Source organism: Methyloversatilis sp. RAC08 (assembly GCF_001713355.1).
Taxonomy (GTDB): Bacteria; Pseudomonadota; Gammaproteobacteria; order Burkholderiales; family Rhodocyclaceae; genus Methyloversatilis.
Window position 1 is genome coordinate 688,036 of record NZ_CP016448.1, and the last position, 25,395, is coordinate 713,430.

21 protein-coding genes and 1 pseudogene are annotated in these 25,395 nt (G+C 64.6%); 10 read left to right on the top strand and 12 right to left on the bottom strand.

The window, feature by feature from the left end; all coding sequences use genetic code 11:
- Positions 1–58 precede the first annotated feature (58 nt).
- The 10 genes and pseudogenes from BSY238_RS03105 to BSY238_RS19040 all read right to left on the bottom strand — a co-directional run.
- A complete protein-coding gene (locus BSY238_RS03105; protein WP_069037859.1) occupies positions 59–1,063 on the bottom strand; it encodes a TRAP transporter substrate-binding protein in 1,005 nt (334 codons plus the stop codon).
- 162 nt (positions 1,064–1,225) lie between these two features.
- Entirely contained in the window at positions 1,226–2,338 is a 1,113-nt protein-coding gene (locus BSY238_RS03110) for a protein-glutamate methylesterase/protein-glutamine glutaminase (protein ID WP_069037860.1), read from the bottom strand.
- Positions 2,332–2,859 (bottom strand): chemotaxis protein CheD, encoded by a 528-nt coding sequence (locus tag BSY238_RS03115; RefSeq protein WP_150123868.1) that lies wholly within the window; start codon positions 2,857–2,859, stop codon positions 2,332–2,334. The genes BSY238_RS03110 and BSY238_RS03115 overlap by 7 nt, the downstream gene beginning before the upstream one ends.
- Before the next feature lie 10 nt (positions 2,860–2,869).
- Complete coding sequence (locus BSY238_RS03120) at positions 2,870–3,736, bottom strand: CheR family methyltransferase (RefSeq protein ID WP_083223900.1); 867 nt, start codon at positions 3,734–3,736, stop codon at positions 2,870–2,872.
- 16 nt (positions 3,737–3,752) lie between these two features.
- Positions 3,753–4,283: a chemotaxis protein CheW gene (locus tag BSY238_RS03125; RefSeq protein WP_190295046.1), complete on the bottom strand. Its 531-nt coding sequence runs from the start codon at positions 4,281–4,283 to the stop codon at positions 3,753–3,755.
- Between the two features lie 182 nt (positions 4,284–4,465).
- The gene (locus BSY238_RS03130; RefSeq protein ID WP_069037862.1) at positions 4,466–6,088 is read right to left on the bottom strand and encodes a methyl-accepting chemotaxis protein; all 1,623 of its coding nucleotides are present in this window, start codon (positions 6,086–6,088) and stop codon (positions 4,466–4,468) included.
- Between the two features lie 157 nt (positions 6,089–6,245).
- Positions 6,246–8,486: a chemotaxis protein CheA gene (locus BSY238_RS03135; RefSeq protein ID WP_069037863.1), complete on the bottom strand. Its 2,241-nt coding sequence runs from the start codon at positions 8,484–8,486 to the stop codon at positions 6,246–6,248.
- Positions 8,487–8,506: 20 nt separating this feature from the next.
- A complete protein-coding gene (locus tag BSY238_RS03140; protein ID WP_069037864.1) occupies positions 8,507–8,830 on the bottom strand; it encodes an STAS domain-containing protein in 324 nt (107 codons plus the stop codon).
- A 19-nt stretch (positions 8,831–8,849) separates the two neighbouring features.
- The gene (locus BSY238_RS03145) at positions 8,850–9,218 is read right to left on the bottom strand and encodes a response regulator (protein WP_069037865.1); all 369 of its coding nucleotides are present in this window, start codon (positions 9,216–9,218) and stop codon (positions 8,850–8,852) included.
- 12 nt (positions 9,219–9,230) lie between these two features.
- Positions 9,231–9,836: pseudogene (locus BSY238_RS19040) on the bottom strand (methyl-accepting chemotaxis protein); the annotation flags it as partial.
- A gap of 824 nt (positions 9,837–10,660) precedes the next feature.
- On the opposite strand from BSY238_RS19040, the gene BSY238_RS03155 reads away from it, so the two are divergent.
- Complete coding sequence (locus BSY238_RS03155) at positions 10,661–12,610, top strand: sensor histidine kinase (RefSeq protein WP_083223902.1); 1,950 nt, start codon at positions 10,661–10,663, stop codon at positions 12,608–12,610.
- Complete coding sequence (locus BSY238_RS03160) at positions 12,607–13,221, top strand: response regulator transcription factor (protein ID WP_069037866.1); 615 nt, start codon at positions 12,607–12,609, stop codon at positions 13,219–13,221. The genes BSY238_RS03155 and BSY238_RS03160 overlap by 4 nt, the downstream gene beginning before the upstream one ends.
- Before the next feature lie 15 nt (positions 13,222–13,236).
- On the opposite strand, the gene BSY238_RS03165 is transcribed toward BSY238_RS03160, so the two are convergent.
- Positions 13,237–13,896 carry an alpha/beta hydrolase gene (locus tag BSY238_RS03165; RefSeq protein ID WP_069037867.1) on the bottom strand — a complete coding sequence of 220 codons (660 nt, stop codon included), beginning with the start codon at positions 13,894–13,896 and terminating at the stop codon, positions 13,237–13,239.
- A gap of 185 nt (positions 13,897–14,081) precedes the next feature.
- Between BSY238_RS03165 and BSY238_RS03170 the strand changes: the two genes are divergently transcribed.
- The 4 genes from BSY238_RS03170 (at position 14,082) to BSY238_RS18275 (ending at position 17,980) form a co-directional block, all read left to right on the top strand.
- A complete protein-coding gene (locus BSY238_RS03170) occupies positions 14,082–14,333 on the top strand; it encodes a hypothetical protein (RefSeq protein ID WP_069037868.1) in 252 nt (83 codons plus the stop codon).
- A 250-nt stretch (positions 14,334–14,583) separates the two neighbouring features.
- Positions 14,584–16,245, top strand: coding sequence for a PhoX family protein (locus BSY238_RS03175; RefSeq protein WP_069040419.1), 1,662 nt, complete (start codon positions 14,584–14,586; stop codon positions 16,243–16,245).
- Between the two features lie 252 nt (positions 16,246–16,497).
- Positions 16,498–17,709, top strand: a complete 1,212-nt coding sequence (locus BSY238_RS03180; protein ID WP_223300252.1) for a tetratricopeptide repeat protein — start codon at positions 16,498–16,500, stop codon at positions 17,707–17,709.
- The gene (locus tag BSY238_RS18275; RefSeq protein ID WP_223300253.1) at positions 17,627–17,980 is read left to right on the top strand and encodes a hypothetical protein; all 354 of its coding nucleotides are present in this window, start codon (positions 17,627–17,629) and stop codon (positions 17,978–17,980) included. Before BSY238_RS03180 ends, BSY238_RS18275 begins: the two co-directional genes overlap by 83 nt.
- A gap of 25 nt (positions 17,981–18,005) precedes the next feature.
- Here the strand turns inward: BSY238_RS18275 and BSY238_RS03190 are convergent, their stop codons facing one another.
- On the bottom strand, positions 18,006–18,629 hold the full coding sequence (locus BSY238_RS03190; protein ID WP_190295047.1) for an energy-coupling factor ABC transporter permease: 624 nt from the start codon (positions 18,627–18,629) through the stop codon (positions 18,006–18,008).
- Positions 18,630–18,842: 213 nt separating this feature from the next.
- Between BSY238_RS03190 and BSY238_RS19000 the strand changes: the two genes are divergently transcribed.
- The 4 genes from BSY238_RS19000 (at position 18,843) to BSY238_RS03210 (ending at position 25,381) form a co-directional block, all read left to right on the top strand.
- Positions 18,843–20,693, top strand: coding sequence for a metallophosphoesterase (locus tag BSY238_RS19000; RefSeq protein WP_150123869.1), 1,851 nt, complete (start codon positions 18,843–18,845; stop codon positions 20,691–20,693).
- A 144-nt stretch (positions 20,694–20,837) separates the two neighbouring features.
- Positions 20,838–22,394 (top strand): esterase-like activity of phytase family protein, encoded by a 1,557-nt coding sequence (locus BSY238_RS03200; RefSeq protein WP_069037871.1) that lies wholly within the window; start codon positions 20,838–20,840, stop codon positions 22,392–22,394.
- A gap of 279 nt (positions 22,395–22,673) precedes the next feature.
- Positions 22,674–24,668: a PhoX family protein gene (locus BSY238_RS03205; RefSeq protein ID WP_069037872.1), complete on the top strand. Its 1,995-nt coding sequence runs from the start codon at positions 22,674–22,676 to the stop codon at positions 24,666–24,668.
- Positions 24,669–24,760: 92 nt separating this feature from the next.
- Positions 24,761–25,381 (top strand): PEP-CTERM sorting domain-containing protein, encoded by a 621-nt coding sequence (locus tag BSY238_RS03210; RefSeq protein ID WP_069037873.1) that lies wholly within the window; start codon positions 24,761–24,763, stop codon positions 25,379–25,381.
- The last annotated feature ends 14 nt before the right edge of the window (positions 25,382–25,395 follow it).

Consider the following 25,395-nt stretch of genomic DNA (forward strand, 5'->3'; position numbering starts at 1 on the left):
CTGCGCCCGGCGAATCAGGCGGTTGCCACCCGACCGGGCAGCAACCGGATCGAGCGGCTTACAGCTTCGACGGATCGAATGCCGTTTCCTTGTAGATGGCATCGATCAGTTCGCGACCGATGCGGCCTTCCATCTTCTTGTGCACCGGTACCATGGCGCGCTTGAACGCCAGGCGCTCGTCGGCCGTCGGCACATAGACCTGCGTCTTGCCGCTCTTGCGGATGCCTTCGAGCGAGGCGTCGTTCTCTTCCTTGGCGATCTTGTTCGCGTACTCGGTCGATTCCTTCATCGCCACATCAAGCTGGCCGCGCACGTCGGCCGGCAGACCGTCCCAGAACTTCTTGTTCACGATGACCGCGTAGCCGAGATAGCCATGGTCGGTCACCGCCATGTGCTTCTGCACCTCGTGCATCTTCTGCGTGTACATGTTGGAGTGCGGGTTTTCGGTACCATCGACCACGCCGGTCTGCAGCGCCTGATAGGCCTCGGAGAACGCCATCACCTGCGGCAGCGCACCGATGCTGCGCATCTGCTCTTCAAGCACCTTGGACGACTGGATGCGCAACTTCTTCGCCTTCAGGTCGGCCGGCGTCCTGATCGGCGTATTGGCCGAGAAGGACTTGAAGCCGTTGTCCCAGAACGCCAGACCGATGATGCCCTTGGAATCGAGCTTCTTCAGGATGCCGGCGCCGATCGGGCCCTTGGTCACCTTGTGCAGGTCGGCGTAGCCGTCGAAGATGAACGGCAGGTCGAACACCTCGAATTCCTTGACGCCCAGCGGGCCGAACTTGGCCAGCGACGGTGCCAGCATCTGCACGGCACCCAGCTGCAACGCCTCCATCTCTTCCTTGTCCTTGTACAGCTGGCTGTTCGGATAGACCTCGACCTTCACCTTGCCGCCGGTCAGTTCCTCGGCGCGCTTCTTGAAAAAGTCGGCCGCCTTGCCCTTCGGTGTTTCGGTCGCCACGACGTGGCTGAACTTGATCACGATGGGCTGTTGTGCAGCGGCAAACGGGGTCAGGCCGAGCGCAATCAGGCCGAACAACATCGAATGAAGTTTCATGAGGTCTCCTCCTTTATGGATGCACCGGACGCGAACCGCCCGTGTGATGCCCAAATTCTGGGCGCGTCACTGCACGAAGGCCATTGTGGATATCCGCAACCGCGTTGCGGATCTGCGCAACCGATCGGAAAGCGCCGGACACGGGCGCGCCGGCGATCCGCCTCACTTGCCGTAGCGATTGATCATTCCGGGAATCTGCTCAAGCGCGATCACGTGCTCGGCTGCGCCGAGCTTGATCGCCTCCTTGGGCATGCCGAACACCACGCAACTGGCCTCATCCTGGGCGCAGGTGGTGGCGCCGGCGTCGCGCATTTCCTTCAGTCCGCGGGCACCGTCGTCGCCCATGCCGGTCATGATGATGCCCAGCGCGTTCTTGCCCGCGTACTTGGCAACCGATCGGAACAGCACGTCGACCGACGGCTTGTGGCGATTCACCAGCGGGCCGTCGCTGACCTCGACAACATACTGCGCGCCATTGCGCCTGAGCATCATGTGGCGCCCGCCGGGCGCAATCAGCGCCACACCCGGGATCACGCGATCGCCGTTCACGGCCTCCTTGACGTGGATTTCGCAGATGCTGTCGAGACGCGCCGCGAACGCTGCGGTAAAGCGTTCGGGCATATGCTGCACGACCACAATGCCGGGCGACACGCGCGGCAGCTGCGTCAGCACGGCTTCCAGCGCCTGCGTGCCGCCGGTCGAGGTACCCAGTGCGATCAGCTTGTCGGTCGTCATGCGCATGGCTTCGCCCATGACCGGCGGCAACATGGCGTCGGCCGTCAGCTTGGGACCGGCCTTCGGGCCGGGTACCGGTGCGACACGCGGCCTGCCGACGCGCGCGCGCGCTGCGGCCTTCACGGCATCGGTCAATGCATGGGCCGATTCGTGCAGGAACTGCTTGATCCCGATCTTCGGCTTTGTCACCACGCTGATGGCGCCTGCGGCCAGCACTTCCATCGTCGTTTCCGCGCCCTTCTCGGTCAGCGACGAACAGACGACGATGGGCGTCGGGCGTTCCGACATGATGCGGCGCACGAAGGTGACGCCATCCATGCGGGGCATTTCGACGTCCGTCACGATGACATCCGGCCACTCGACCTTCAATCGTTCGAAGGCCACCAGCGGGTCGGACGCGGTCGCGATGACGCGTATCTGAGGGTCGGCGGACAGCAGTTCCGACAGCACCTGGCGTACCACTGCCGAATCATCGACGATCAGAACGCGAATACGGGCGCCGACCGGTGCCGGCGTCTTGGCGGCAGTCTGGCTCAGCATGCAAGTTCTCCATGGGTGTTCACGCCAGCGCCGGAGCGGGTGTCGTCATGACGCATCCATACCACCCCGTTGCTCACGTCCATCACCAGCACACGCTGGCCGTATCCGCCCGTGTGTTCGGCCACCGGCCGCACGCCCAATTCACCAAGCAATGTCCGCGCGCGCTGCACATTGGCTTCGCCTATCGGAACCTGCTGGCGCCCGGCAATGCCAGGAAACATGTTGCCCCCGCCGAACAGCTTGAAAGTGTAGTCAAGCTCGCGCGTGCCCAAGCGTCTTGCCTCCCGGATCATGGAATTCAAGGCGCCTTCGGCGAATCGCGGACTCAGTCCATCGCCAGCCCGATCCGGATGGCCGCCGCCGGGCAGCATGAAATGACACATGCCACCCATCCGGCGGCCTGGATGCCACATCGTGATCGCGACGCACGAACCCAGTATGGTGCGCAGGCGTGTCGTTTCATCACCAAAGAACAGCTCTCCGGGCTTCAGATAAATCTCGATCGGCGTCAGCCGCGTCATGCACATATCATCATTTGAGCCTGTAGATCGAGGGCTTGACGATCTCCACGCGGCCAGTCACGCCGTGCAGGTTTTCAGAATGGCTCACGAAAACATGGCCGTGCGGTTTCAGCCTCGACAGCACGCGTGCCATGACCTGACGCTTTGTCTCCGGGTCGAAGTAGATCATCACATTGCGTATGAACACGATGTCGAACATGCCGATGTCGGGCAAGTTCTCGTTCAGGTTGATCTGGGCAAACGACACCCTTTCGCGCAGGGACCGGTCGATGAGGAAGGTCCCTTCCTGCGGACCGGTGCCCTTGAGGCAGAAGCGCTTCAGGAAAGCGGGCGGAATCTTCTCTGCACGCGCCATCGGATAGTGAGCACGGCGGGCCGTTTCGAGCACCCGCGTACTCAGGTCCGAGCCGAATATTTCCCAGCGACGTCCCATGCCCAGCGTATCGGCCAGCACCATCGCCAGCGTGTAGATCTCCTCGCCGGACGAACTCGCCGCGCTCCATATCCGCAGCGGCTCGCTGCCCTCGAAGCCGTTCAGCAGGTGATCGCGGAGGAAGCTGAAATGGGCCGGTTCGCGGAAGAAATAGGTTTCGTTCGTGGTCAGAAGATCGATCGCGACCTGCAATTCACCCGGTCGGCTTCCTTCCATCAGCAGTTCGAAGTAGGCACTCCAGCCACCTGCGCCACACGGTGCCAGCCGTTTGGCCAGGCGTCCCATGAGCAGCGTCTTCTTGTGGTCGGCGAGCGCAATGCCCGCCACCTCATGCAACCAGCGCTGGAAGCAACGGAAATCGGCATCGCTGATCGGCGGCGGGAAGGATGCAGCCGCCGGTCTCCCGGGCGGGCTGCCGGCAAAAGCCGGGACTGCAGCGCTCATGCAAGGGCTCCCGTGGTCAGCCAGCGGCTTTCATGTCATTGACCGCCACCATGTCTTCGCCGGCGAGCACGCGGTCGATGTCCAGCATGATCACGAAGCCGTCATCCAGCTTGCCCATGCCGGCGATGAAGTCCGCCCTCACCTTCGCACCGAAGGACGGCCCGGGCTCCACCGACTGCGGCGGAATGTCGACCACCTGACTCACCGCATCCACGATGATCCCCATGTCCTGCGCCTCACCGTCGTTCGTCACCTCCACGATGACGATGCAGGTCCGTCGCGTCACCGCAGCGCTGTCGCTGCGCAGCCGGTTCGCCAGATCGATCACCGGCACCACCCGCCCGCGCAGATTGATCACCCCGCGTACGAAGCCCGGCATCATCGGCACCTGCGTCACACCGCCGTATTCGATGATTTCCTTCACCGACAACAAGCCCAGCGCATAGCTTTCGTCGCCCAGCCTGAAGGTCAGGTACTGCTGCTGCTGCTCCGCCGCAGAGTCGTCTTCATCTACGACTGCCAGTGCCAATGCATGGCGTGAATTCATGTCGCCCACTCCCTAGAAACGTGTGAAATCGTCATCACCGCTGCGCTCGATCCGCGCGCTCCTGCCCGCACATGCGGGCGTTGCCGCCAGACACCGTCGTGGTCTGTCGCAGCGGCCGAAGTCGGAGCACGAGCCGGACCATTCGCGGTCGCAACTGATGTGCGACCGTCAGCGGAAAGTCCTCAGAAGCGTGAGAAGTCGGTCTCTGAAGGCGCCTCGGACGCGTTCGTCGCCGGACGTGCCCGCGACGACCTGACAGGTGAGCGATTTGACGACTGCGACTGGGCCGGCGAGCTGTTGTTCAGGCGGAAGAAGCTCATCGCCTGTTGCAGTTGCTGCGCCTGGCCGCTCATTTCTTCTGCCGTGGCGGCCAGTTCTTCCGACGCCGACGCCGTCTGCTGCACCGTCTGGCTCAACTGGCTCATCGCGCTGTTGATCTGCGACACGCCACTGGCCTGTTCGCCCGAAGCGGCCGAAATCTCCTGCACCAGATCCGACGTGCGCTGGATCGACGGAACGAGCTGTTCCAGCACGTCACCGGCGCGCGCTGCAACCTTCAGCGATTCGTTCGCCACGCTGCCGATTTCCTGCGCCGCGATCTGCGAGCGCTCGGCCAGCTTGCGCACTTCGGTCGCCACCACCGCGAAGCCGCGGCCATGGCTGCCGGCGCGCGCGGCCTCGATCGCCGCATTCAGCGCCAGCAGATTCGTCTGGTAGGCGATGTCGTCGATGATGGAAATGCGCTCGGCAATCTTGCGCATTGCTTCGACCGTAAGCTTCACCGCTTCGCCGCCTTCGGCCGCTTCGCGTGAAGCCTGCGTCGCGATGCCATCGGTCACCCGGGCGTTTTCACTGTTCTGGTTGACCGACGCAGACATCTGTTCGACCGACGCAGACGTTTCCTCGACACCTGCCGACTGTTCGCTCGCCCCCTGGCTCAGCGACTGCGCGGTCGCCGACACCTCTTCCGAGGCGCTCGCCAGACTGTCCGCACTGCCATTCACTTCCGACACGACCGACTCGAGCTTGACCACCATGCTCTTCAGCGCCTGCAGCAGCTGCCCGGTCTCATCCTTCGATGTCACGTCGATGGACACCGTCAAATCACCACCCGCCAGACGATTTGCAACATCGACCGCAACGCCCAGAGGCTTGGTCACGCTGCGACTGATCAGAAAGCCCAAAGCCAGCCCGGCAAGCATGCCGCCCACGATCAATATGATCATGTTCATGCGACCGCTTTCATAGATACGCGTCGTTTCGTTCGACGCGTCGAGGGCACGGCCCTCCTTGACCTTGGTCAGCGCGGTCAGCGTCTCGTCGAGCACGTTCGCATTCTGGCGCCCGCTTTCCAGCATGGCCGTCAATTCGGCGTCCTTGGTCGCCAGGGGCTGCTTGCGGATCATGACCGCCATGCGCTGCATTTCCTGCTGGTAGGTCGCCCACGAGGTGTCGAACACGGAAAACAGCCGCTTCGCTTCGTCGGTGTAGAACAACGGCCTCGCCTTCTGGATGTAGTCCTGGATCGAAGCCGAGTACTTTTCGATCGAAGCCAGACGCTGCTCGCGGTCCTCCGCGGTCTCGGCAAGCAGCGCGTTGCCGCGCGCCCGGCCGATGTAGATGAGGTTGATGTTCGCCTCCTTGATGTAAGACAGACCGAGCAATTCCTTGTTGTAGAGATCATCCGCCATCGAATTGATCCTGCCCGAATTCGATATGCCCACCCATCCGACAACCGCAGTGATGATCGCGAGCGCCATGAAGGCGACAATCAACCGTACACCGATCTTTATATTGGAAAACACGACAAGTACTCCTTAAATTGACAACATTCCGAATCGACCCCGAGCGTCAATGCATCACTGAAATCGGGTCCAAGCTCTTCCGCATCCCTGTTTTCCACCCGCCAACCGGCCGGCCTCAACCCGCACGCGTCGTGTCAATACGGCGTGCGTGACACCATCAGGCAGGCGTCGCCACCTGGCGCGGTGTCTGCCCCTGCATTTCAGTAATGCCTGCCGCCGCTGTACCCGCGCTGCCGGCCAGCTTCATCAATCCCGGCACGTCCAGAATCAGGGCGATCTCGCCGCTGCCCAGGATGGTCGATCCACTGACGCCGCGCAGCGCACTGAACAGCTTGCCCAGCGGCCGGATGACGGTCTGGTGCTCACCCATCAGCTGATCGACGACGATGCCGGCCTTGGTCTGGCCGAACTGCACGACCACCACGTTCTCGCGCCGCTCAGGTGCAGCGCTGTCCATATCGAAAGCTTCGCGCAACCAGAGCAGCGGCAGCACTTCTCCGCGCATGTCGAGGTAGCCGCGCGTGCGCGCAGCGTCACGGATGGCGCCGGCCAGTTCGACGCATTCGACGATCATGTCGACCGGCAGCACGAAGCTGGCCTTGTCGATGCCGACCCGGAAGCCGTCGATGATGGCCAGCGTCAGCGGCAGGCGAATCCGGATGCGCGTGCCCTTGCCCGGCTCGGTATCGATATCTACCGTGCCGCGCAGCGCTTCGATGTCGCGCCGGACCACGTCCATGCCGACACCACGGCCGGACAGATTGCTCACCTGGTCGGCGGTCGAAAAGCCCGGCGCAAAGATCAGGCGGTCGATTTCACGCTCGGACAACTGGGCGTCCCCGGACACCAGCCCACGCTCGACCGCCTTGCGCAGAATCTTGGCGCGGTTCAGGCCACCACCATCATCGGCCACGTCGATCACGACACCACCGGCTTCGTGGTAGGCATTCAGCATCACCTTCGCGCGCGCCGGCTTGCCTGCGGCCAGCCGGTCATCGATTGTTTCGATGCCGTGGTCCATCGAGTTGCGGATCAGGTGCATCAATGGATCGCCGATGCGTTCCACCACCGTCTTGTCGAGATCGGTCTCGCCGCCGCTGATCTGCAGTTCGATGTCCTTGCCCAGTTCGCGACTGACGTCGCGCACCACGCGCTGAAAGCGCTGGAAGGTGGCGCCGATCTGCACCATGCGCAGCGACAGTGCCTGGTCGCGCACTTCCTCGACCAGACGCGTGAGCACTTCGCTCGCTTCGGTCAGCTGACCCTGCGCAAGCATCTGCGCCACGTTCTGCACGCCGGCGCTCGCCACCACAAGCTCGCCCACCAGTTCGATCAGCTGATCCAGCTTGTCGGCGTCGATGCGCAGCGAGCGAGCCTCCTGCGCCTTCGTGTCCTTGACCTGCTTCTGCTTCGCCAGCGCGGCATCGACCACGCCTGCGCTGACCGCACCACCTTCGATGAGTATTTCGCCGATCGGCTGCGGTGTCGCCTGCACCTCGGCGTGCATCGCCGCGGCCTCCGACTGCAGCGACAGGCCGCGCTCGAGTTCGGAACGGGTCAGCGCACCGCTCAGCACGAGCATTTCGCCCAGTTTCAGATCGTCCTCGGGCAACGCACGCAGCACGCGGATGTACTCGGAAACCTGTGAATAGGGGGGAATGATGTGAAGCACGCAATCTTCGCGCACGAATTCGAACACACCCTCGATGTCCGCCTTCGAGGCGTCGCTGCGGAAATCGATTTCGAATCCGAGGTAGCAGGACTCCGGATCGAACTCCAGCCAGGAAGGCAGGGCGTCGACCAGGGTGTCGAGATGGACAATATCGCCCAGCGTGCGCAGATAGCGCAGGAAGGACGTCGGATCCATGCCACTGCGCAGCACGTCGGCACCAAACCGGATCGACAGGTGCCAGTTTCCGTTCTCGCAACTGTCTTCGATGACCGGCTCGCTGCGGCTCACGTCGGCAGGCGCTGACAACACCACGCCTGCGGCGGGCTGGCCGGACTGTTTGCCCAGCAAGGCGAGCAATGCCGCCATCTGGGCGTTCCCCTCTGCGCGCTGGGCGGCGTCGAGCACGCGCTTGTCGGCCACCGCGTGCACCAGCACGCCGATATGGTCCTTGTTGCGAAGTAGCAGTCCGATCACATCGTTGCTGACCATCATCTGACCGTCACGCACGCGGTCCAGCACACTTTCGACTTCGTGCGTGAAATGGACGACATCATCGAATCCGAACACGCCGGCGGTGCCCTTGATGGTGTGCGCCGCGCGGAAGATGTCGTTGATCAGTTCGGTGTTGTCCGGCTCGCTTTCCAGTTGCAGCAGCGATTCCTCCATCCGGGTCAGCAGTTCGTCCGCTTCGGCGAAGAAGGCCTCAAGGGCGGGTTCGAGATTCATGATTGAAGTCCTGGTTCTGTTCAGGCTGCCAGCGCCGGCATGACGACCGGATCGCCGAACATCTGGCTCAGCTGCAGCAGTTCCATCACTTCGAGCATGGCTGCGCTGTGCGCCACCAGTTCGAAGCTGTGGCCATGCGTCTCGGCCGCGCGCTTGGCGGCCAGCAGCAGCTGCACGCCACTGCTGTCGACCTCGGTGGCCCGGGCAAGGTTGACGCGCAGATCGCGTCGTTCCGACAGCACGCGCGTCAGAAACCCATAGGCGTCTGCGGCGCCGAAGATGGTGAGCTCACCCACCACCTGCAGTTCCGTCACGTCACCGTCGTCCGTGCGTTCGATTTCCATGTCGTCGCTCCGCCTCGGTTCAGGGCAGGCAGAGCTTGGATACGGCCATCAGCATCTGGTCAGGCTTGAACGGTTTCACCATCCACGCCTTGGCACCCGCTGCCTGGCCTTCGGCCTTCTTCGACTCCTGGTTTTCGGTCGTCAGCATGATGACCGGCGTGAACTTGTAGGCCGGCAGCTTGCGCATTTCCTTGACGAAGGTGATGCCATCCATGTTCGGCATATTCACGTCGCTCACCACGAGGTGCACCTTCTGGCCGGTGAGCTTGGCGAGTGCGTCCTTGCCATCGCAGGCTTCGAATACGTCATAGCCGGCGCTCTTCAGCGCGATGCTGACCACCTGGCGCAGTGACGACGAATCGTCCACCACCATGATTGTCTTTGCCATGTGTCACTGCTCCTAAAAGAAAACGAGATCGTCGCTGGACTTGCTGGCCACACGGCCTGAGCCGCCGTGGTTGTCGCGCTCTTCCTGCGTCGTGTAGCGGCGCTCGAGGTGCTCGACCAGCGGACGCAGGTCGGGCGCCTGGTCGGCCGGGCTGGCCGACACGTACTGCGTGAGCTCATCGAAGCTTTCGCAGACGTGGGCGAGCACCTGGTCGATGCGGTCCTGAAACTGCAGGTGCGGCAGGGATGCCGAAATTTCCTGCTGGATGCCTTCCGCCTGATGACGGAGTTCTTCGTTCGATCGCGCCAATTCGTCGAGCAGATGGGAAAAGTCGCCAAGCACACCCTGGATGCTCGCTTCCGAAACCTTGAAGGAGTCGATGTCGCGGCTGGTCGACGTTTCGACCAGCCGTGCCGAGGTGAGGATGGCGTCGCTGACCAGCTTGGCCTTTTCGGCAATCTTCTTGCCGGTATCGCCCGACGCGGTGGACAGTTTGCGTACTTCGTCGGCCACCACCGCGAAGCCCCGACCCGCCTCACCCGCGCGGGCTGCTTCGATGGCGGCGTTGAGTGCCAGCAGATTGGTCTGATCGGCAACCTGCTGCACCGACTTCGCCATGCCGCGCAGATCGTCGGCGTAACTGGCCAGTTCGCGTATCTGCACCAGCATGAGATTCTTGTCCTTCAGCGCGCCCGACATGCCGTCGAGTACCTGGGTGAGCTGCAGCTGGGAAGACTTGAGCACGCCATCGACGCCACCCTTGGCCGCCGACAGTCCGCTGCCCGACGAAGCCGCCACGGCGGCGTCGAGCTTGTCCACCAGCCCCGAGAAGCGCTGAATCAATTCGCCGATGGCCACCTCCGCCTGCTTGCGCACGCTGTTGATCTGCCTCTTCCAGATCGGCGCCGCTTCGGACGACACCAGCACCAGGCTGCCGTGCATCGCGTGTGTGAGCGGATCGGGTGATGCAGTGTCAAGTTCGGTGGGTTGCAGTGCGACGGCTTCGCGCCGGCACAGCACGACGGCCGTCCACCCGATGGCGCACACGGCAAGACCGCCAACCACCATACGAACCCACAGCGGCACATCGATCGGTGCAAGACTCCACGCACCAAGCAATACCGCAGATACCGTGTGCAGGGCACAGACCGTTGTTCTTGTCACTTCACTCTCCCGGAGTGTGCTGCACTGAATTCAGGTCGCGACAGGTAAGCCTGCCACTTGTGTGGCTTAACGGAAAACGGCCCGGTACCTTGAGCCGAGCGTGATTTTTTTTACATTTCCGATGCGACTTCGGCGTCGCACGGAAGACGCCGTTCAATGCCTTATGAATACCTCGGAAACAACCTTACTGTGGATATCCGAAGCCGCTGAAACCTTTGTCGGACGTATCATTGAAAGCCGATCTCCTCCCGGCCAGGACCGTTCCGGACCCTGCAGAAATGACCAGCCGTTCGTTTCCATCCGCATTCCGCACTCGCGCCACGCCTGTCGCGGCGCCGGGCTGGTACTGGGTCGTGCCGCGCGTGGCGCTGCTGCTGTTCCTCGCCGCCATCGCGGCGCTGGTCTGGCTGCTGCACAGCACGGATCAGGAGGACCAGCGCGCCGCGCTGATCAGCGACGTGCTGTGGATGGAACAGGATTTGCGTTTCCACCTCGATCGCAACGCGGAACTGATCGGGCAACTGGGTCGCGAGGCCGCCGAGAAGAGTTTTGACGCGGCGGCCCTCGAACTGCGCGCGCGCAGCCTCGTCAGCAACGGCCAGGGCTTGTTGAGCGTCGAACGTCTGCTCGCGATCGACCCGGCCGATGACGCACTCGCCGCACCGGCCCGACTGGCGGACCGGATCGGACAGGCGGTCTATCTGCCGCCGCGGGCATTGCAGGACGGCGAGGTGCAGTTCGACGTGCTGGTGCCGCTCGGCGCCAGCAGAGGCTGGATGCGCGGCCGCTACTCGCTGTCGCAGATGCTCGTGCGCTCGGTGCCCTGGTGGTTTGCCGAGCGCTATGCGGTCGAGGTGATCGACAACACCGAGCGCGTACTGGCCAGCAAGTCGAAGGTGTCGTCCGGCAACAGCGACCTGGGCTATTCGGTGGCTTTCGACCCGCCCGGCCACGGGCTGCGCCTGCGCGTCGCCGCCTATCGCAGCGAAACCCGCCTGCTGCCGGCTTTGCTGGTGGTCACCCTGGTCGGCCTGGCACTGACCATGCTGTGGAGCCTGTGGGCGCTGCGTCGCCACCTCAATCGCCGGCTCGCCGCCGAACACGCCTTGCGCGAAGAACACGCCTTTCGCACCGCGATGGAAAACTCGCTGATCATCGGCCTGCGCGCGCGCGACCTCGAAGGCCGCATCACGCACGTGAATCCGGCGTTCTGCCGCATGGTGGGCTGGAGCGCCGAGGAATTGATGGCGATGCGCCCTCCGATGCCCTACTGGGCCCCCGAACACGCCGAACACATACGGGCGCTGCACGACGGCATCCTCGCCGGCAATGCGGAAAAGCGCGATGCGATCGAACTGACCTTCATGCGGCGCGACGGCGAACGCTTCGATGTACTGATTTCCGAAGCACCGCTGGTCGATGCCGAGGGTCGGCACGTCGGCTGGATGAGTTCGGTGCTCGACGTCACCGAAAGCAAGCAGGCCGAGGCGCTGTACCGGCAGCAGCAGGAGCAGCTGCAATTCACCGGCCGCCTCATCACGATGGGTGAAATGGCGTCCACGCTGGCGCATGAGCTGAACCAGCCGCTGTCGGCCATCTCCAGCTACAGCACGGCCTGCCTGAACATGATCGAAACCGGCCACGGACATCTGTCCGACTTCAGGGAACCGCTGTCGAAGATGAATACGCAGGCGCGCCGCGCCGGCACCATCATCCGCCGCGTGCACGAATTCGTGCGCCGGTCCGAACCGCAGCGCGTGCGCTGCACGCTGAACGACATCGTCGATGACGCGGTGGCGCTGATCGAAGCCGATGCCCGCAAGCGCAACATCCACATCACCACGTCTCGGGCACCGGATCTGGCCGACGTGCTGGCCGACCGCGTGATGATCGAACAGGTACTGCTGAACCTGATCCGCAACGGCATGGACGCCATGGCCGGCAGTTCGGCGGAGAAGCGGCGGCTGCAGATCGATACCCGGGCCGACGGCGAGGACGTGCAGGTGGCGGTGCGCGACAGCGGCGCCGGCATTCCGCCCGACATCGCGGAGAAACTTTTCGCACCCTTCTTCACCACCAAGCCGGACGGCATGGGCATGGGACTGAACATCTGCCGCTCCATCGTCGAGCTGCATCACGGCCGGCTGTGGTTCGAAGCGGCCGATGGCGGCGGCACGGTGTTCATCCTCAAGTTGCCGGCGGCCGACGCCGAGGCACTGTCGACATGAGCACGAGCCAGATATTCATCGTCGACGACGACGACGCCATCCGCGATGCGCTCGGCTGGCTGTTCCGCTCGCGTGGCCATGTCGCGCGGCTGTGGTCATCGGCCGAGGCGCTGATCGCCGGTGGCGAGATCGGGCGCTGCGGCTGCCTGCTGCTCGACATACGGATGGACGGCATGAGCGGGCTCGAATTGTTCGGATGGCTGCGCGAAAACGGCCACGACATCCCGGTCATCTTCCTGACCGGGCACGGCGACGTGCCGATGGCGGTCGCCGCACTGAAAAAAGGTGCCTTCGATTTCGTCGAAAAGCCGTTCAACGACAACGAACTGGTCGACCGTGCGCTGGCCGCACTCGACATTCACCATCAGCGGTCGAGCCGCCAGGCGGCGGCGCGCGAGATCGATGAGCGCCTCGCCCAGCTCACCAGCCGCGAGCTGGAAGTGATGGAGCGCGTGCTGGCCGGCCAGATGAACAAGGTGATCGCGATGGATCTCGGGGTGACGATGCGCACGGTCGAAGTGCATCGGGCGCGCATCTTCGACAAGATGGGCGTGCGCTCGGCGGTCGAGCTGGCGCAGCTGCTGGCCGCCCGTCAGCCGAAGCCGGGGTGAGGCGTCATCCGGGCATCAGGCCAGCACCCTCAGCAGCCAGCGGTTCAGATCGGCGATTTCGTCCGGGCTGACCTCGTGATCCATATCATAGGTGTGCCAGTCGTACGACACCGACAGATCGTCGAGCACGGCGCGCGCTGCCAGCGCGCGGTCGATGTCGACCACGCTGTCGTTCAGCCCGTGCGCCAGAAAAACCGGCACATCGCGGTTGGCGACGCTGCGCTCGGCGGCGGTCTTGCCGGCCAGCGGCAGATAGCCCGACAGCCCGGCGATGCCGGCGAGACGCTCGGTCTGGCGCAGGCCGGCCACCAACGCCATCGCGCAGCCCTGCGAAAACCCCATCAGCACGATGCGCGACGCCGGCATGCCGCGTGCGGTTTCGCGTGCGATCAGCGCCTCGACGATCTGTTGCGACGCGCGGATGCCCGCTTCGTCATCAATACCGGAGCCCGGCGCGAACACGTCGAACCAGGCGCGCATGATGTAGCCGCCATTGCGCGTGACCGGGCGTTCCGGCGCGTCGGGCAGCACGAAGCGCACCGGACCGACGGCATCGAGATCCAGTGCGCGGCACACCGGCACGAAGTCGTTGCCGTCGGCACCCAGGCCGTGCAGCACGATGAGGGTTGCGGTCGGCGCAGGGCCGGATTCAAGTTCGATCAGGTTCACCGCCATGTTCCAGCTCCGGAAAATCGTTTTCGAGGACCGGGCAATCGCTGAACCGAAAGCGCGCCCCGGATGCGCATCGTACCGAACGCGCCTGCGCGCCGGCCGGTCAGGCGGCATGGATCCGCTGCAGATCAATCGCCCCACCACCCGACCGGCGCGTTACAGTGCGGCCATCCCAACTGGAGAATGCAATGAAGACATTGACCGTACACCTCACCGCCGAACTGCAGGTGCCCGACGACTGGACCCTGGTGGACCACGCCTCGGGCGTCACCGTGCTCAAGGTCGGCGACCAGTTCATCGACTTCGACATCACGCCGCTGTCCACGCGCGAGGACGACCCGGAAGCGCTGTGGAGCGATGATGACCAGACCTTGACCAGCCAAGTGCTCGACTGCGTCACTGAACTCGATACCGACATCGAGATCGCCTACCACCAGTAAGGCGTGTAGGGCGCCTCGTGGCGCCGACTTTTCGCCCTCAGACCTTCCGCCACCTTTTGCCTGTGCGGCTCGTACATCGGTGCACGGCCAGCCATCGATGATCGAGCGGGACGCACTTCGGCCTGCATAGTCCGATCGGCGTATTTTGAAGGTCCGGCGCGTCAACGCGCTGCAACAGCCTGCGTACAAGCTTCCGAATGCATGATCGCCCGGATGGTCCGTGCGGCGCGCCCGGAAGAAGGAAACGCAGATGTCGTCCAGAGAATTTTCGCCCGCCCGTCGCCTGCTGCTCAAGAGCTCAGGCGTCGCCGCCGCAACCCAGTTCACCGGGGTCATGGCCGCGCTGTACAGCAGCAACGCGCTGGCAGCCACCGCCAAGCAGACCGTTTCGGCCCCGTCGCCTTACGGCCTGATTGCACCGGTCAATGATCTGACCACCGGCCTGCCCCTGCTGCAGCTGCCGAAGGGCTTCACCTACCGGTCATTCGGCTGGGCGGCTGACGCCATGGACGATGGCCGCAGCACACCGGACCTTCCCGACGGCATGGCCGTGGTGACCTCGCGCCGCACCGGGCGCAGCACAGAACTGGTGCTGGTGCGCAACCACGAGCGCGGCGTAGCCCTCTCGCTGGACGACGCCATCAACGCGCCGCACAACTACTCGACGACCCGCGTGAACGGCATCATCACCGCCTATTACGGCAGCGTGCCCATCCGCATCGGCAGCAATGGCGCGGGCGGATTTGCCGTGCAGACCAACCCGGCCGGTCCTGCGCCACTGCCGTTCGACGGCTTCGCCGCGGGCGGCACCACCAATCTGCTGTTCCGCGACAACAAGTGGGCCGGCGCCACCTCTTCGCTCGGCGGCACGCTCGGCAACTGTGCCGGCGGACCGACCCCCTGGGGAACCTGGCTCACCTGCGAAGAGACGGTGTTCGACTTTTCGCTGATCGGCGGCAAGAAGCACGGCTATGTATTCGAAGTCGGCGCCGAACCGGCCGAAACGATCGCCGACCCCATCGTCGGCATGGGGCGCTTCGTGCACGAAGCCGTGGCGGTCGATCCGACCACCGGCTACGTCTATGAAACCGAAGACAACCGCAATGTGGCGGGCTTCTTCCGCTATCTACCCAGCGACACCAGCGGCGAACCGGGCAGCCTGCACAACGGCGGCACGCTGCAGGCGGCTCGCGTGAAGACCATCGTGCGCAAGGCCACCGCCGCCACGCTGGAACAGGCCAATGACGTGGGGCTGCTGAATCCCGACATCGGCGATGAATACGAACTGGAATGGGTGGACATCGCCGACCCGGACGCCGACCCGGTCGTCGTGGTCGGTCAGCCGGGCGGCGTCAGCCTCGCCTTCATGGCGGGCCCGACTTTCCAGGCCCGCAGTCAGGGCTGCGTCCGCATGAGCCGCGGCGAAGGCATCTGGTATGCCGGCGGCAAGATGTTCATGATCGACACGGCTGCCGGCGTCGATGGTTCGGGTCGTCCGGGTCAGGGCGAAGGATGCGTGTGGGAACTGACCCTTTCGACGATGCGCCTGCGCGCCATCTTCGTCAGCGGTGGCCAGACCGTCGGCAACAACCCGGACAACATCACCGTCAGCCCGCGCGGCGGCATCGTGCTGTGCGAGGACGGCGGCGGCTCGACCGATGCCTTCGGCACCGGCGCACGCCTGCTTGGCCTCAACAAGGCCGGCGAAGCCTTCATCTTCGGCAAGCACAACGTCGTGCTCGATGCCGCGCAGATCGGTGCGGCCGGCAAGCAGGTCGCCGCCGGCGACTACCGCGGCACCGAATTCGCCGGCGCCTGCTTCGATCCGACCGGCCGCGTGCTGTTCGTCAATATCTACCGCCCCGGCATCACGGTCGCCATCACCGGCCCCTGGGCACGCGGCAACCTCTGAGACCCCTGCCCGCTCAGCGCCTGCCTGCGGGCAGGCGCTGAGCATCGGGTTGCCATATCCGCGCAAGGGCGTGCCGGCAGTGCTGCCGATCAAACGTCGCTCGACGCGCCAGTCGATCGTCCCATTGACCGGGCTCGATACCGACATCGAAATTGCCTACCATCAACAGGTAACGACAGCCATGGTGACCTGCGACGGGCGCGCAGGTCCCTGACGGAGTCCGGTATCGCCCGACCATACGGGAGTCTGCCCATGACCTTGCGCACCACCACAGGCCTGGCCGTCAGCGGCGCCAGCCCTCGCGGCCTCGAACTGCTCGAACTGGCGGAACACCAGTTCCGCTGCTTCATCGGCGACCCGGTCGCCACCGTGAATACAGCACTCGAAGACAGCCCGGACATGGTCATGGGTCACGTGCTGCTCGCCTACCTGATGCTGCTCGGTACGGAACCGGCAGGGCTTCCGGTCGCTGCGGCCGCCTGGCGCAGCGCAGAGGCGCTGCCCGCCGATGAACGCGAAGCACGCCACGTCAGGGCGGTCGGCCTGCTGGTCGACGGCCGCTTGCGCGCCGCCGCGCGCGTGCTCGAAGACCTCACCATCGATCATCCGCTCGATACGCTGGCGTTGCAGGCCGGCCACCAGACCGACTTCCTGCTCGGCGATTCGCGCATGCTGCGCGACCGCATCGCGCGCGCACTGCCCGCATGGCACACCGACATGCCAGCCTGGCATGCGGTGGCCGGCATGCTGGCATTCGGCCTCGAAGAAACCGGCGACTACGCACGTGCCGAGCGCTATGGCCGGCGGGCGGTCGAGCGCCAGCCGCGCGACGGCTGGGCACAGCACGCCGTCGCGCACGTGATGGAAATGCAGAATCGGCGGCATGACGGCATCGAGTGGATGCGCGCCGCACCGAAGGCGTGGGCGCAGGACAGCTTCCTGTCGGTGCACAACCACTGGCATCTGGCGCTGTTCCATCTCGGACTCGACGACATCGACGCCGTGCTGGCGCTGTACGACGGGCCGGTGTGCGCCGACGCGCCCGGCCTGGTATTCGATCTGGTGGACCAGTCCGCACTGCTGTGGCGGCTGCATCTGCGCGGTGTCGATGTCGGGTCGCGCTGGCAGGCGCTGGCCGACCGCTGGGCACCGATCGCCACCACTGGCCGCTACGCCTTCAACGACATGCATGCGACGATGGCCTTTGCGGCGGCAGGCCGCACCGACCTGATCCGGGCGGTCGCCGATGCGCAGCAGGCGCTCATCGCGGACAAGGGTTCTGCGCGGTGTCGATGTCGGGTCGCGCTGGCAGGCGCTGGCCGACCGCTGGGCACCGATCGCCACCACTGGCCGCTACGCCTTCAACGACATGCATGCGACGATGGCCTTTGCGGCGGCAGGCCGCACCGACCTGATCCGGGCGGTCGCCGATGCGCAGCAGGCGCTCATCGCGGACAAGGGTGAAAGCGGTGCGGACAACGCAGGGTTCACCGCCGAGGTCGGCCGCGCGGCGACTGCCGCGATGGCGGCGTTCGCCGACGGCGACTACGCGCAGACAGTCGAGCTGCTGCGTCCTATCCGCCACATCGCGCACCGCTTCGGTGGCAGCCACGCCCAGCGCGACGTGATCGACCTGACCCTGATCGAGGCGGCGGCACGCGACGGCCAGCAATCACTGGCCGATGCACTGCGTGCCGAACGCGCGCTGCAGGCGGGCGGAGCGCTCACTGCATGACGACCGTCCGGCGTCGTCCGCGCGATCAGGTACCGCCGGGTCCGAGGTAGCGCCGGTCGGACCAGGTCGCCAGCCATTCGGGCACGAAGGCGACGAAGATCGACACCAGCATGCCGGTGATGAAGGCATCGCCCCAGGCCATCAGCCAGCGCGCCACCAGCGCATGTTCCATCGCCACGCCGCCGATCAGGTGGTGCGCAAACTCGTATGCCACGCCGGCGACGAACAGACATGCCGCAGTGCCGATGAAGGCGCGGCCCAGCACGTAGATGAAGGGATGCGGCGGCAGCGTGCGCCGCAACACCTCGCCCAGCCCCAGTGCCAGCGTCGCCGGCACCAGACCGATCCACACCAGTTGCGACAGCACCGCGGCCCAGCCCAGCTGACCGAACAGCCACACCACGAGCGCAATCAGCAGCAGTTCGATCACCGCCAGCGGCCAGCCGAACATCAGCACCAGCAGACAGGCGCCGGACAGCTGGATCGAAATGCCGGCCGGCAGGTTCTGCGGCAGCACCCACAGCAGCGACAGCAGCACCCATGACGCCACCCAGGGCGCCCCGAGCGGGCCACGCAACATGCGCCAGGGGCGCAGCATCAGGCTGACGGCCAATGCCAGACCGGCGACAAACAGTTCGATCGGCAGCACTCTGATCGGAAACCCGGTGAGTGGAAGAGGAAAGTGTTGCACGCCCGTGCGTCACTCGACTTGACGCCAGACAACCGCGGCTGCGGGCGGTTCCGGGCGACGTAGTCCTTTCGGCCTAACTTCGGCCTTTCAGCGTGATCTATTCCGTAACGTGAGGGCGCTACCTTTCGCTCGCCGCGAGGAATGTCCTCGCCCCGACCCGGAGCCCGAATCATGCGCATGCGCCCCATCGCCGCCCTCATTGCATCGCTCAGTGCATCGTTCATCGCACTGCCCGCCGCAGCCGATTTCCGCATCAATCCGTATCTGCAGAACCCGTCGAGCGACGGCATGTACTTCACGTGGTTCACCACGTCGGCCGATGCGGGTTCGCTGGCCATCAGCGGCCCCGGCCTTGCGTCGCCCATCGTGCTGAACAGCCTGCCGACGCTCGAAAGCACGCTCGCCTACACCAACGCAGAACTGAATCAGAGCATCAGCGGGCTGGACAAGGGCTCATGGCTGATCGCCGGCGACAACTACAAGCACACCGTCGACGTGCGTTCGCTGCAGGCCAACACCACCTATCAGTACACGGTGACGCAGGGCGGCTCGGTGTTCCAGTCATCCTTCAAGACGGCGCCGACGCGTGATGCCTGGTCGTCGATCCGCTTCATCGCCATGTCCGATTCCGAAACCGAGCCGGCCGGTCGGGTATCGAGTCGCGAATGGCAGCCGGGCGCGCTGGCCGCGGGCGGCCTTGACCGTCCGTCGGCTGCCGTAGGTGGCACCTGGGACCAGAAGTTCGGCACCCGCGTGCAGGCCGGCGTGCGCACGCTGAACTACGTGCTGACCGAAGACGAGGGCTATCGCCGCAACGTTGAAATGGTGAACAGCCGTACGCCGGATTTCCTGATGATGCCGGGCGACCTGGTTCAGGGCGGCGGCTATCAGCCGGGCTGGGATGAATTCTTCCGCCAGAACGCGGGTAGCGTAGCCAGCGGCCTGTCAAGCCACCCCATCCTGCCGGCGCTGGGCAACTGGGAAAACTTCGGTGCGCTCAACGGCGGCTACGGCAACGATGCCGACGGCCGCTTCGGCCCGAAGTTCGGCCGCGACAAGTACCACGTCTATTTCGACGCACCGGACAACGGTACGCCGGAACACCGCGACAACTACTACCGCGTCGATTACGGCCCGATCACCATCATCACGCTCGACAGCTCGAACGGCCTGCCGGATGATCGCCCGCAGAACTACGCCAACAAGCTCACCGGCACGCAGTACAACGGTCCGGGTACCGACACGCAGAACAACTACACGAAGGAACAGTACGAAGCGGCCGGCGGCACCGATCTGTCCGATTTCAACCCGGGCAGTGCGCAGTGGAACTGGGCCGAGCAGCAACTGGCCGACGCGCGCGCCGACGGTCAGGTGGTGTTCGTGCAGTTTCACCACGTGCCGTTCAGCAACGGCGAACATGGTGTCGGCATGGATCACGCGCTGACCACCGGCCAGGGCGGCACGCCGATGCGCCAATACCACCCGATGTTCGAGCAGTTCGGCGTCGCCGCCGTGCTGTCCGGTCACAGCGAAATGTTCGAACGCAGCTTTGTCGACAGCAACGGTGACGGCATCGGCGTGCAGTACTACGACGTCGGCGTGTCGGGCGACGGCCTGCGCAGCGGCAAGAAGAACGGCAGCCTGCTGAGCGACCCGGCACTCGACTACAACGAATTCAGCCAATGGACGGCCGATCAGTCCGCACCGGAACAGTGGGCCATGGTCGATGGCGTGCTGCAACTGGTCGATGGCGGCAAGCACTACGGGCACCTCGAGGTCGAAGTCGAATATCTGGGCACCGAAAGCCTTTACGCCAAGGTCACCTTCACGCCGGTGTATCTGTTTCCGGTGCTGGACAGCGAATACAACCTGATCGAAACGCAGCGGCGCGTGTACGACGACGTCGTGACCGTCTATCTGAATGGCGCCGGTCAGGTGGTTGCGGTGCCGGAGCCGGCCGAGTACGCGATGCTGCTGGCCGGTCTCGCGCTGGTCGGTTTCGCGGCGCGCCGTCGCGCCTGAATCGCGGTTGAATGACGAGTACCGGGGCCGTCGCCGCAAGGCGCCGGCCCCGCTGTCATCCCTGCGTCACCTCATTGTCACGCAGCCTGACCAAACTCCTTTTCCACCTACAACAGCAACGGGCGCCGCCCGCCAAGAGGTCATATGAAAAAATCCCTGATCCATCTGTCCCGCCTGACGCTGGCGAGCGCGCTGCTGCTCGGCGGCGTACAGGTTTCCTTCGCGCAGACACTCGTGAATGGCACGTCCTTCACGCTGCACGAACTGGTCGGCGTCGGCCGGCTGGCGGCCAATCTGCGCGACGAACACGGTGAAACCTTCGGCTCGATTTCCGGCCTGGTGGCCGATGCCTCGACCTGGACGCGCACCGGCAACAGCTACTCCGGCATCTTCTACGCCTCACCCGACCGCGGCTACAACGTCGCCGGCACGATCGACTATACGGCGCGCATCAACCGCATCGCCGTTGACTTCACGCCCGCCGCTGCAGGCAGCACCGGTTTGGGCCAGAACCAGATCGGCCTCGCGCTGACGCAATCGACCTTGCTGTACGAAACGCTGACCGGCGCCTCGCGCCCGCTGAGCGGCATCGACCCGGTACCGGGTGGCGTCCTCACGGGTGGCGCGCGTCCGGCCACTTCGCTGCTGCCGGAACTGCCCCAGGGCTACAACGGCAAGCTGTCGCTCGACGCCGAAGGCATCGTCATCCTGGCCGACGGCTCACGCCTGATCAGCGACGAATACGGCCCGTCGATCTATCGCTTTTCGGCCGCCGGCGAATTCATCGGTGCACTGCCGGTGGCGCCATCGGTGCGCCCGATTCGCAACGGCGTGACCGACTACAGTTCGAACAATCCCACGGAAGGTCAGACCGGCCCGTCTCCGGCGAACCCGACCGCCGGCCGCGCGAACAACCAGGGCTTCGAAGGCCTGTCGCTGTCGCCCGATGGCAAGACGCTGTTCGTCGCCCTGCAGAGCGCGGCACGTCAGGATCTCGCCAATGCCGCCACGCGCAACAACACACGCCTGTTCACCTACGACGTCAGCGATCTGGACCAGATCACGCTGACCGGCGAATACGCGGTGCAACTGCCCAAGTTCCAGCAGGGCACGAGCACGCTGGTGGCCGCACAGAGCGAAATCCTGGCCGTGTCCGACACCCAGCTGTTCATCCTGCCGCGCGACAGCAACGGTTTTCTGGTCGGCACACAGGAATCGAATCTGCGCCGTGTCGACGTGATCGACATCAGCGACGCGACCAACATCCTGAACGAAAGCTACGAGGGTCAGATCGCGCCGGGTGGCGTGCTGAACCCGGCGATCACGCCGGCGCTCTACACGCCCTTCCTGGACATCAACGACGACGCCGAACTGGCGCGCTTCGGTCTGGTGAATGGCGTGCAGCCCGGTCTGGACAACCTGTCCGAAAAGTGGGAAGGCCTGGTGCTGCTGCCGACGCTTGAGGAAGGCCGCCCGAACGACTACTTCCTGTTCGTCGCCAACGACAATGACTTCGCCACCACCGACGGCTTCCAGGTCGGCACCGCCTACAACGACGGCAAGGACATCGACACCATGTTCCTGGCCTACCGCGTGACCATCACCCCCGCCGTGCCGGAGCCCGAAAGCTGGGCGCTGATGCTGGCCGGCCTGTTTGCGGTCGGTGGCGTGGCTCGTCGCAGGCTGCGTTCGGGCAAGTAAGCTTTCTGTCCTCGTCTCGCCTGTCAGGGGCGGCGTCCGATACGGGTGCCGCCCTTTTTGTTGCGGGTCCGGCGTCCGCACCGCGGCACCACGCACCACGCACGGCGACGTTACCCTTTCTGGCCTGGATAGTCCGTTCGGATCATTGCCGGACGCCGGCCTCGTCTTATCCCTGTCAAACGCGCCGCACACACTCCCTCTGCTCGACCATGCAGCGCACCGATCCGTGCGTCCGGAAGATGCCCCGAACCACCATCTCGATCCATCCGAGGAGAACACATGTCTGCTCATCTGCACCCCGACAACAACGTCACGATCAACCCGTCCGAGAATGCAACCATTCGCGACGTCCTGGCCGAATTCACCGGCCGCCGCAACTTCATGAAGGGCTCCATCGGCACGGCAGTGCTCGCTTCGATGGGTGGCTTCAGCCTTGAAGCCCTCGCTGCCGGCTACGTGCCCAGCCCGTCGCCGACGAATGGCGGCATCGGCTTCAACGGCGTGCCGGCCAACATCGTTCCGATGACCGACGGCATCACCGTACCGAACGGCTACACCGCGAAGGTGTTCATCTCCTGGGGGGATGCCATCGGCAAGGCCGGCCCGGAGGCCAACACGCACTGGAACCCGTCGACCGCCATGACCAAGGCTCGTCAACTGACGACCTGGGGCTCGCACAATGACGGCATGCACCTGTTCCCGTTCCCGGCAGTCGGTGCCAGCGGCCTGAGCAACGACCGCGGCCTGCTCGTATCCAATTTCGAATACGTCGACCCGGGTCTGCTGAACAACACCCTGACCTACGGTACCGATGTCATCACGCAGGACATGGTCGACGCGCAGCTCGCGGCGCACGGTGTCGGCGTGGTCGAGGTGCGCAAGATCGGCGGCGAAATGAAGGTGCAGCGTCCGTCGGCCTTCGCCCGCCGCATCACCGGCGCGACCCCCTGTAAGGTGTCGGGCCCGGCTGCCGGCCACCCGATGCTGCGCACCGCAGCCGACCCGGCCGGCATGACCGTGCTCGGCACGCTGAACAATTGCGCGCACGGCTACACCCCGTGGGGCACCTATCTCGCCTGCGAAGAAAACTTCAATGGCTATTTCGGCACCACGGCCGCCAAGCTGGCCGCTCAGCCGCGCACGCCGCACGAAGCGCGCTATGGCGTCAGCCAGGGTGGCTTCGGCTACCGCTGGCACGAAGCCGATCCGCGCTTCGACTTCCGCGAAAACCCGAATGAACTGAACCGTCATGGCTGGGTGGTCGAGATCGACCCGTGGAACCCGAATTCGATGCCGGTCAAGCGCACCGCGCTGGGTCGCTTCAAGCACGAAGGCGCATGGAGCGTGGTCGGAGCCGACAACAGCGTGGCCCTCTACATGGGCGACGACGAAATCAACGACTACATCTACAAGTTCGTCTGCGCAAAGAAGCTGAACACGAAGAACCGCGCTGCCAACCGCGACCTGCTCGACAGCGGCACGCTGTATGTCGCCAAGTTCAACGCCGACGGCACCGGTGTCTGGCTGCCGCTGGTCTACGGTCAGAACGGTCTGACGTCCGCAAACGGCTTCAACAACCAGGGCGACGTGGTCATCATGTGTCGTCAGGCAGCTGACATTCTTGGCGCGACCAAGATGGACCGCCCGGAATGGGTCGCCGTGCATCCGACCACGCGTGAGGTGTATTTCACGCTGACCAACAACAGCGGCCGTACCGTCACCGATGCCGCCAACCCGCGCGCCAACAACGTGTATGGTCACATCATCCGCTTCAACGAAAACGGCGGCGATGTCGCAGCCACCGGCTTCCAGTGGGACATCTTCGCCGAGTGCGGCGACAAGCTGTCGAGCAACCCGGCACGCCAGGGCAACATCATCGGTGACGACCTCGGTTCGCCGGATGGCCTGTGGTTCGATTCCGACGGTCGCCTGTGGATCCAGACTGACCAGGCGGGCGACGCTACCGGCAACTACGCCAACATCGGCGGCAATGCGATGTACTGCGCCGATCCGACCACGCGTCAGGTCACCCGCTTCCTGACCAGCCCGATCCGCTGCGAGGTGACCGGTGTCGTCACCACGCCGGACAACAAGACCATGTTCGTCAACATCCAGCACCCGGGCGAAAGCTGGTCGGGCAGCTTCACGTCGCGCAGCACCTGGCCGGACAGCGGCATCAACGGCCCGACGACGCAAAGCGCCAACGGTGCGATCAAGCCGCGTTCCGCGGTGGTGGTCATCACCAAGGACGACGGCGGCGTGATCGGGACCTGATCGGTCACCGTTAGACACACGACCTTCACACGGACGTCACGGAAGCGAACCAGCATCGTTTCCGTGACCCCAAGACTTCGAGAGGACTCAACATGAAACTGAAATTCATCGCCACCGCGCTGGCCTCGTTCGCCATGCTGCCGGCACACGCTGCACTGACCAATGACGTGGCTGACCTGTACGCCCCGATCGTCGCCGATTTCGACATGTATGACGGCTTCCTGACCAGCGGTCCGGAAATGGTTGCGCCGGGCGTCACCTTCACCGGTGACGACGGTTCGCAGCTGGGTGCCTTCATTGCCGAACTCGGCAGCAACGGCCTCTGGGGTGCCGGCAGCACGTTCGCCGCCAGCGGCTTCATCGGCGAACTGCGCTTCACCTTCGCCGACCTGACCGCCGGCGCCGGTGCCTTCGTCAATCACTACGCCGACGGCGTACTGCCGTTCGGCCTGGTGATTTCGGCCTACGGTGACAACAACCAGATCATCGAATCGCACACGCTGAGCATCGACACCGACGACTTCGGCGTCAACGAAGGCCAGTTCGTCGGCATCACGCGCGCCTCGGCCGACATCCGCTCGATCTCGTTCAAGGGCAATGCCGTCGTACTCGACAATCTGGCCGTCGCCACCCCGGTGCCGGAACCCGAAACCTACGCGCTGCTGCTGGCCGGTCTGGGCCTGATCGGCATGGCTGCTCGCCGCCGCATGTAATAAGCGTCTGCCTG

Coding starts and splice junctions, on each gene's coding strand:
- BSY238_RS03155 (WP_083223902.1), top strand. CDS start 10,661: ATGACCAGCCGTTCGTTTCCATCCGCATTCCGCACTCGCGCCACGCCT.
- BSY238_RS03135 (WP_069037863.1), bottom strand. CDS start 8,486: ATGAATCTCGAACCCGCCCTTGAGGCCTTCTTCGCCGAAGCGGACGAA.
- BSY238_RS18275 (WP_223300253.1), top strand. CDS start 17,627: ATGGCCTTTGCGGCGGCAGGCCGCACCGACCTGATCCGGGCGGTCGCC.
- BSY238_RS03115 (WP_150123868.1), bottom strand. CDS start 2,859: ATGACGCGGCTGACGCCGATCGAGATTTATCTGAAGCCCGGAGAGCTG.
- BSY238_RS03165 (WP_069037867.1), bottom strand. CDS start 13,896: ATGGCGGTGAACCTGATCGAACTTGAATCCGGCCCTGCGCCGACCGCA.
- BSY238_RS03120 (WP_083223900.1), bottom strand. CDS start 3,736: ATGAGCGCTGCAGTCCCGGCTTTTGCCGGCAGCCCGCCCGGGAGACCG.
- BSY238_RS03160 (WP_069037866.1), top strand. CDS start 12,607: ATGAGCACGAGCCAGATATTCATCGTCGACGACGACGACGCCATCCGC.
- BSY238_RS03110 (WP_069037860.1), bottom strand. CDS start 2,338: ATGCTGAGCCAGACTGCCGCCAAGACGCCGGCACCGGTCGGCGCCCGT.
- BSY238_RS03205 (WP_069037872.1), top strand. CDS start 22,674: ATGTCTGCTCATCTGCACCCCGACAACAACGTCACGATCAACCCGTCC.
- BSY238_RS03140 (WP_069037864.1), bottom strand. CDS start 8,830: ATGGAAATCGAACGCACGGACGACGGTGACGTGACGGAACTGCAGGTG.
- BSY238_RS03145 (WP_069037865.1), bottom strand. CDS start 9,218: ATGGCAAAGACAATCATGGTGGTGGACGATTCGTCGTCACTGCGCCAG.
- BSY238_RS03175 (WP_069040419.1), top strand. CDS start 14,584: ATGTCGTCCAGAGAATTTTCGCCCGCCCGTCGCCTGCTGCTCAAGAGC.
- BSY238_RS03125 (WP_190295046.1), bottom strand. CDS start 4,283: ATGAATTCACGCCATGCATTGGCACTGGCAGTCGTAGATGAAGACGAC.
- BSY238_RS19000 (WP_150123869.1), top strand. CDS start 18,843: ATGCGCATGCGCCCCATCGCCGCCCTCATTGCATCGCTCAGTGCATCG.
- BSY238_RS03105 (WP_069037859.1), bottom strand. CDS start 1,063: ATGAAACTTCATTCGATGTTGTTCGGCCTGATTGCGCTCGGCCTGACC.
- BSY238_RS03200 (WP_069037871.1), top strand. CDS start 20,838: ATGAAAAAATCCCTGATCCATCTGTCCCGCCTGACGCTGGCGAGCGCG.
- BSY238_RS03170 (WP_069037868.1), top strand. CDS start 14,082: ATGAAGACATTGACCGTACACCTCACCGCCGAACTGCAGGTGCCCGAC.
- BSY238_RS03180 (WP_223300252.1), top strand. CDS start 16,498: ATGACCTTGCGCACCACCACAGGCCTGGCCGTCAGCGGCGCCAGCCCT.
- BSY238_RS03210 (WP_069037873.1), top strand. CDS start 24,761: ATGAAACTGAAATTCATCGCCACCGCGCTGGCCTCGTTCGCCATGCTG.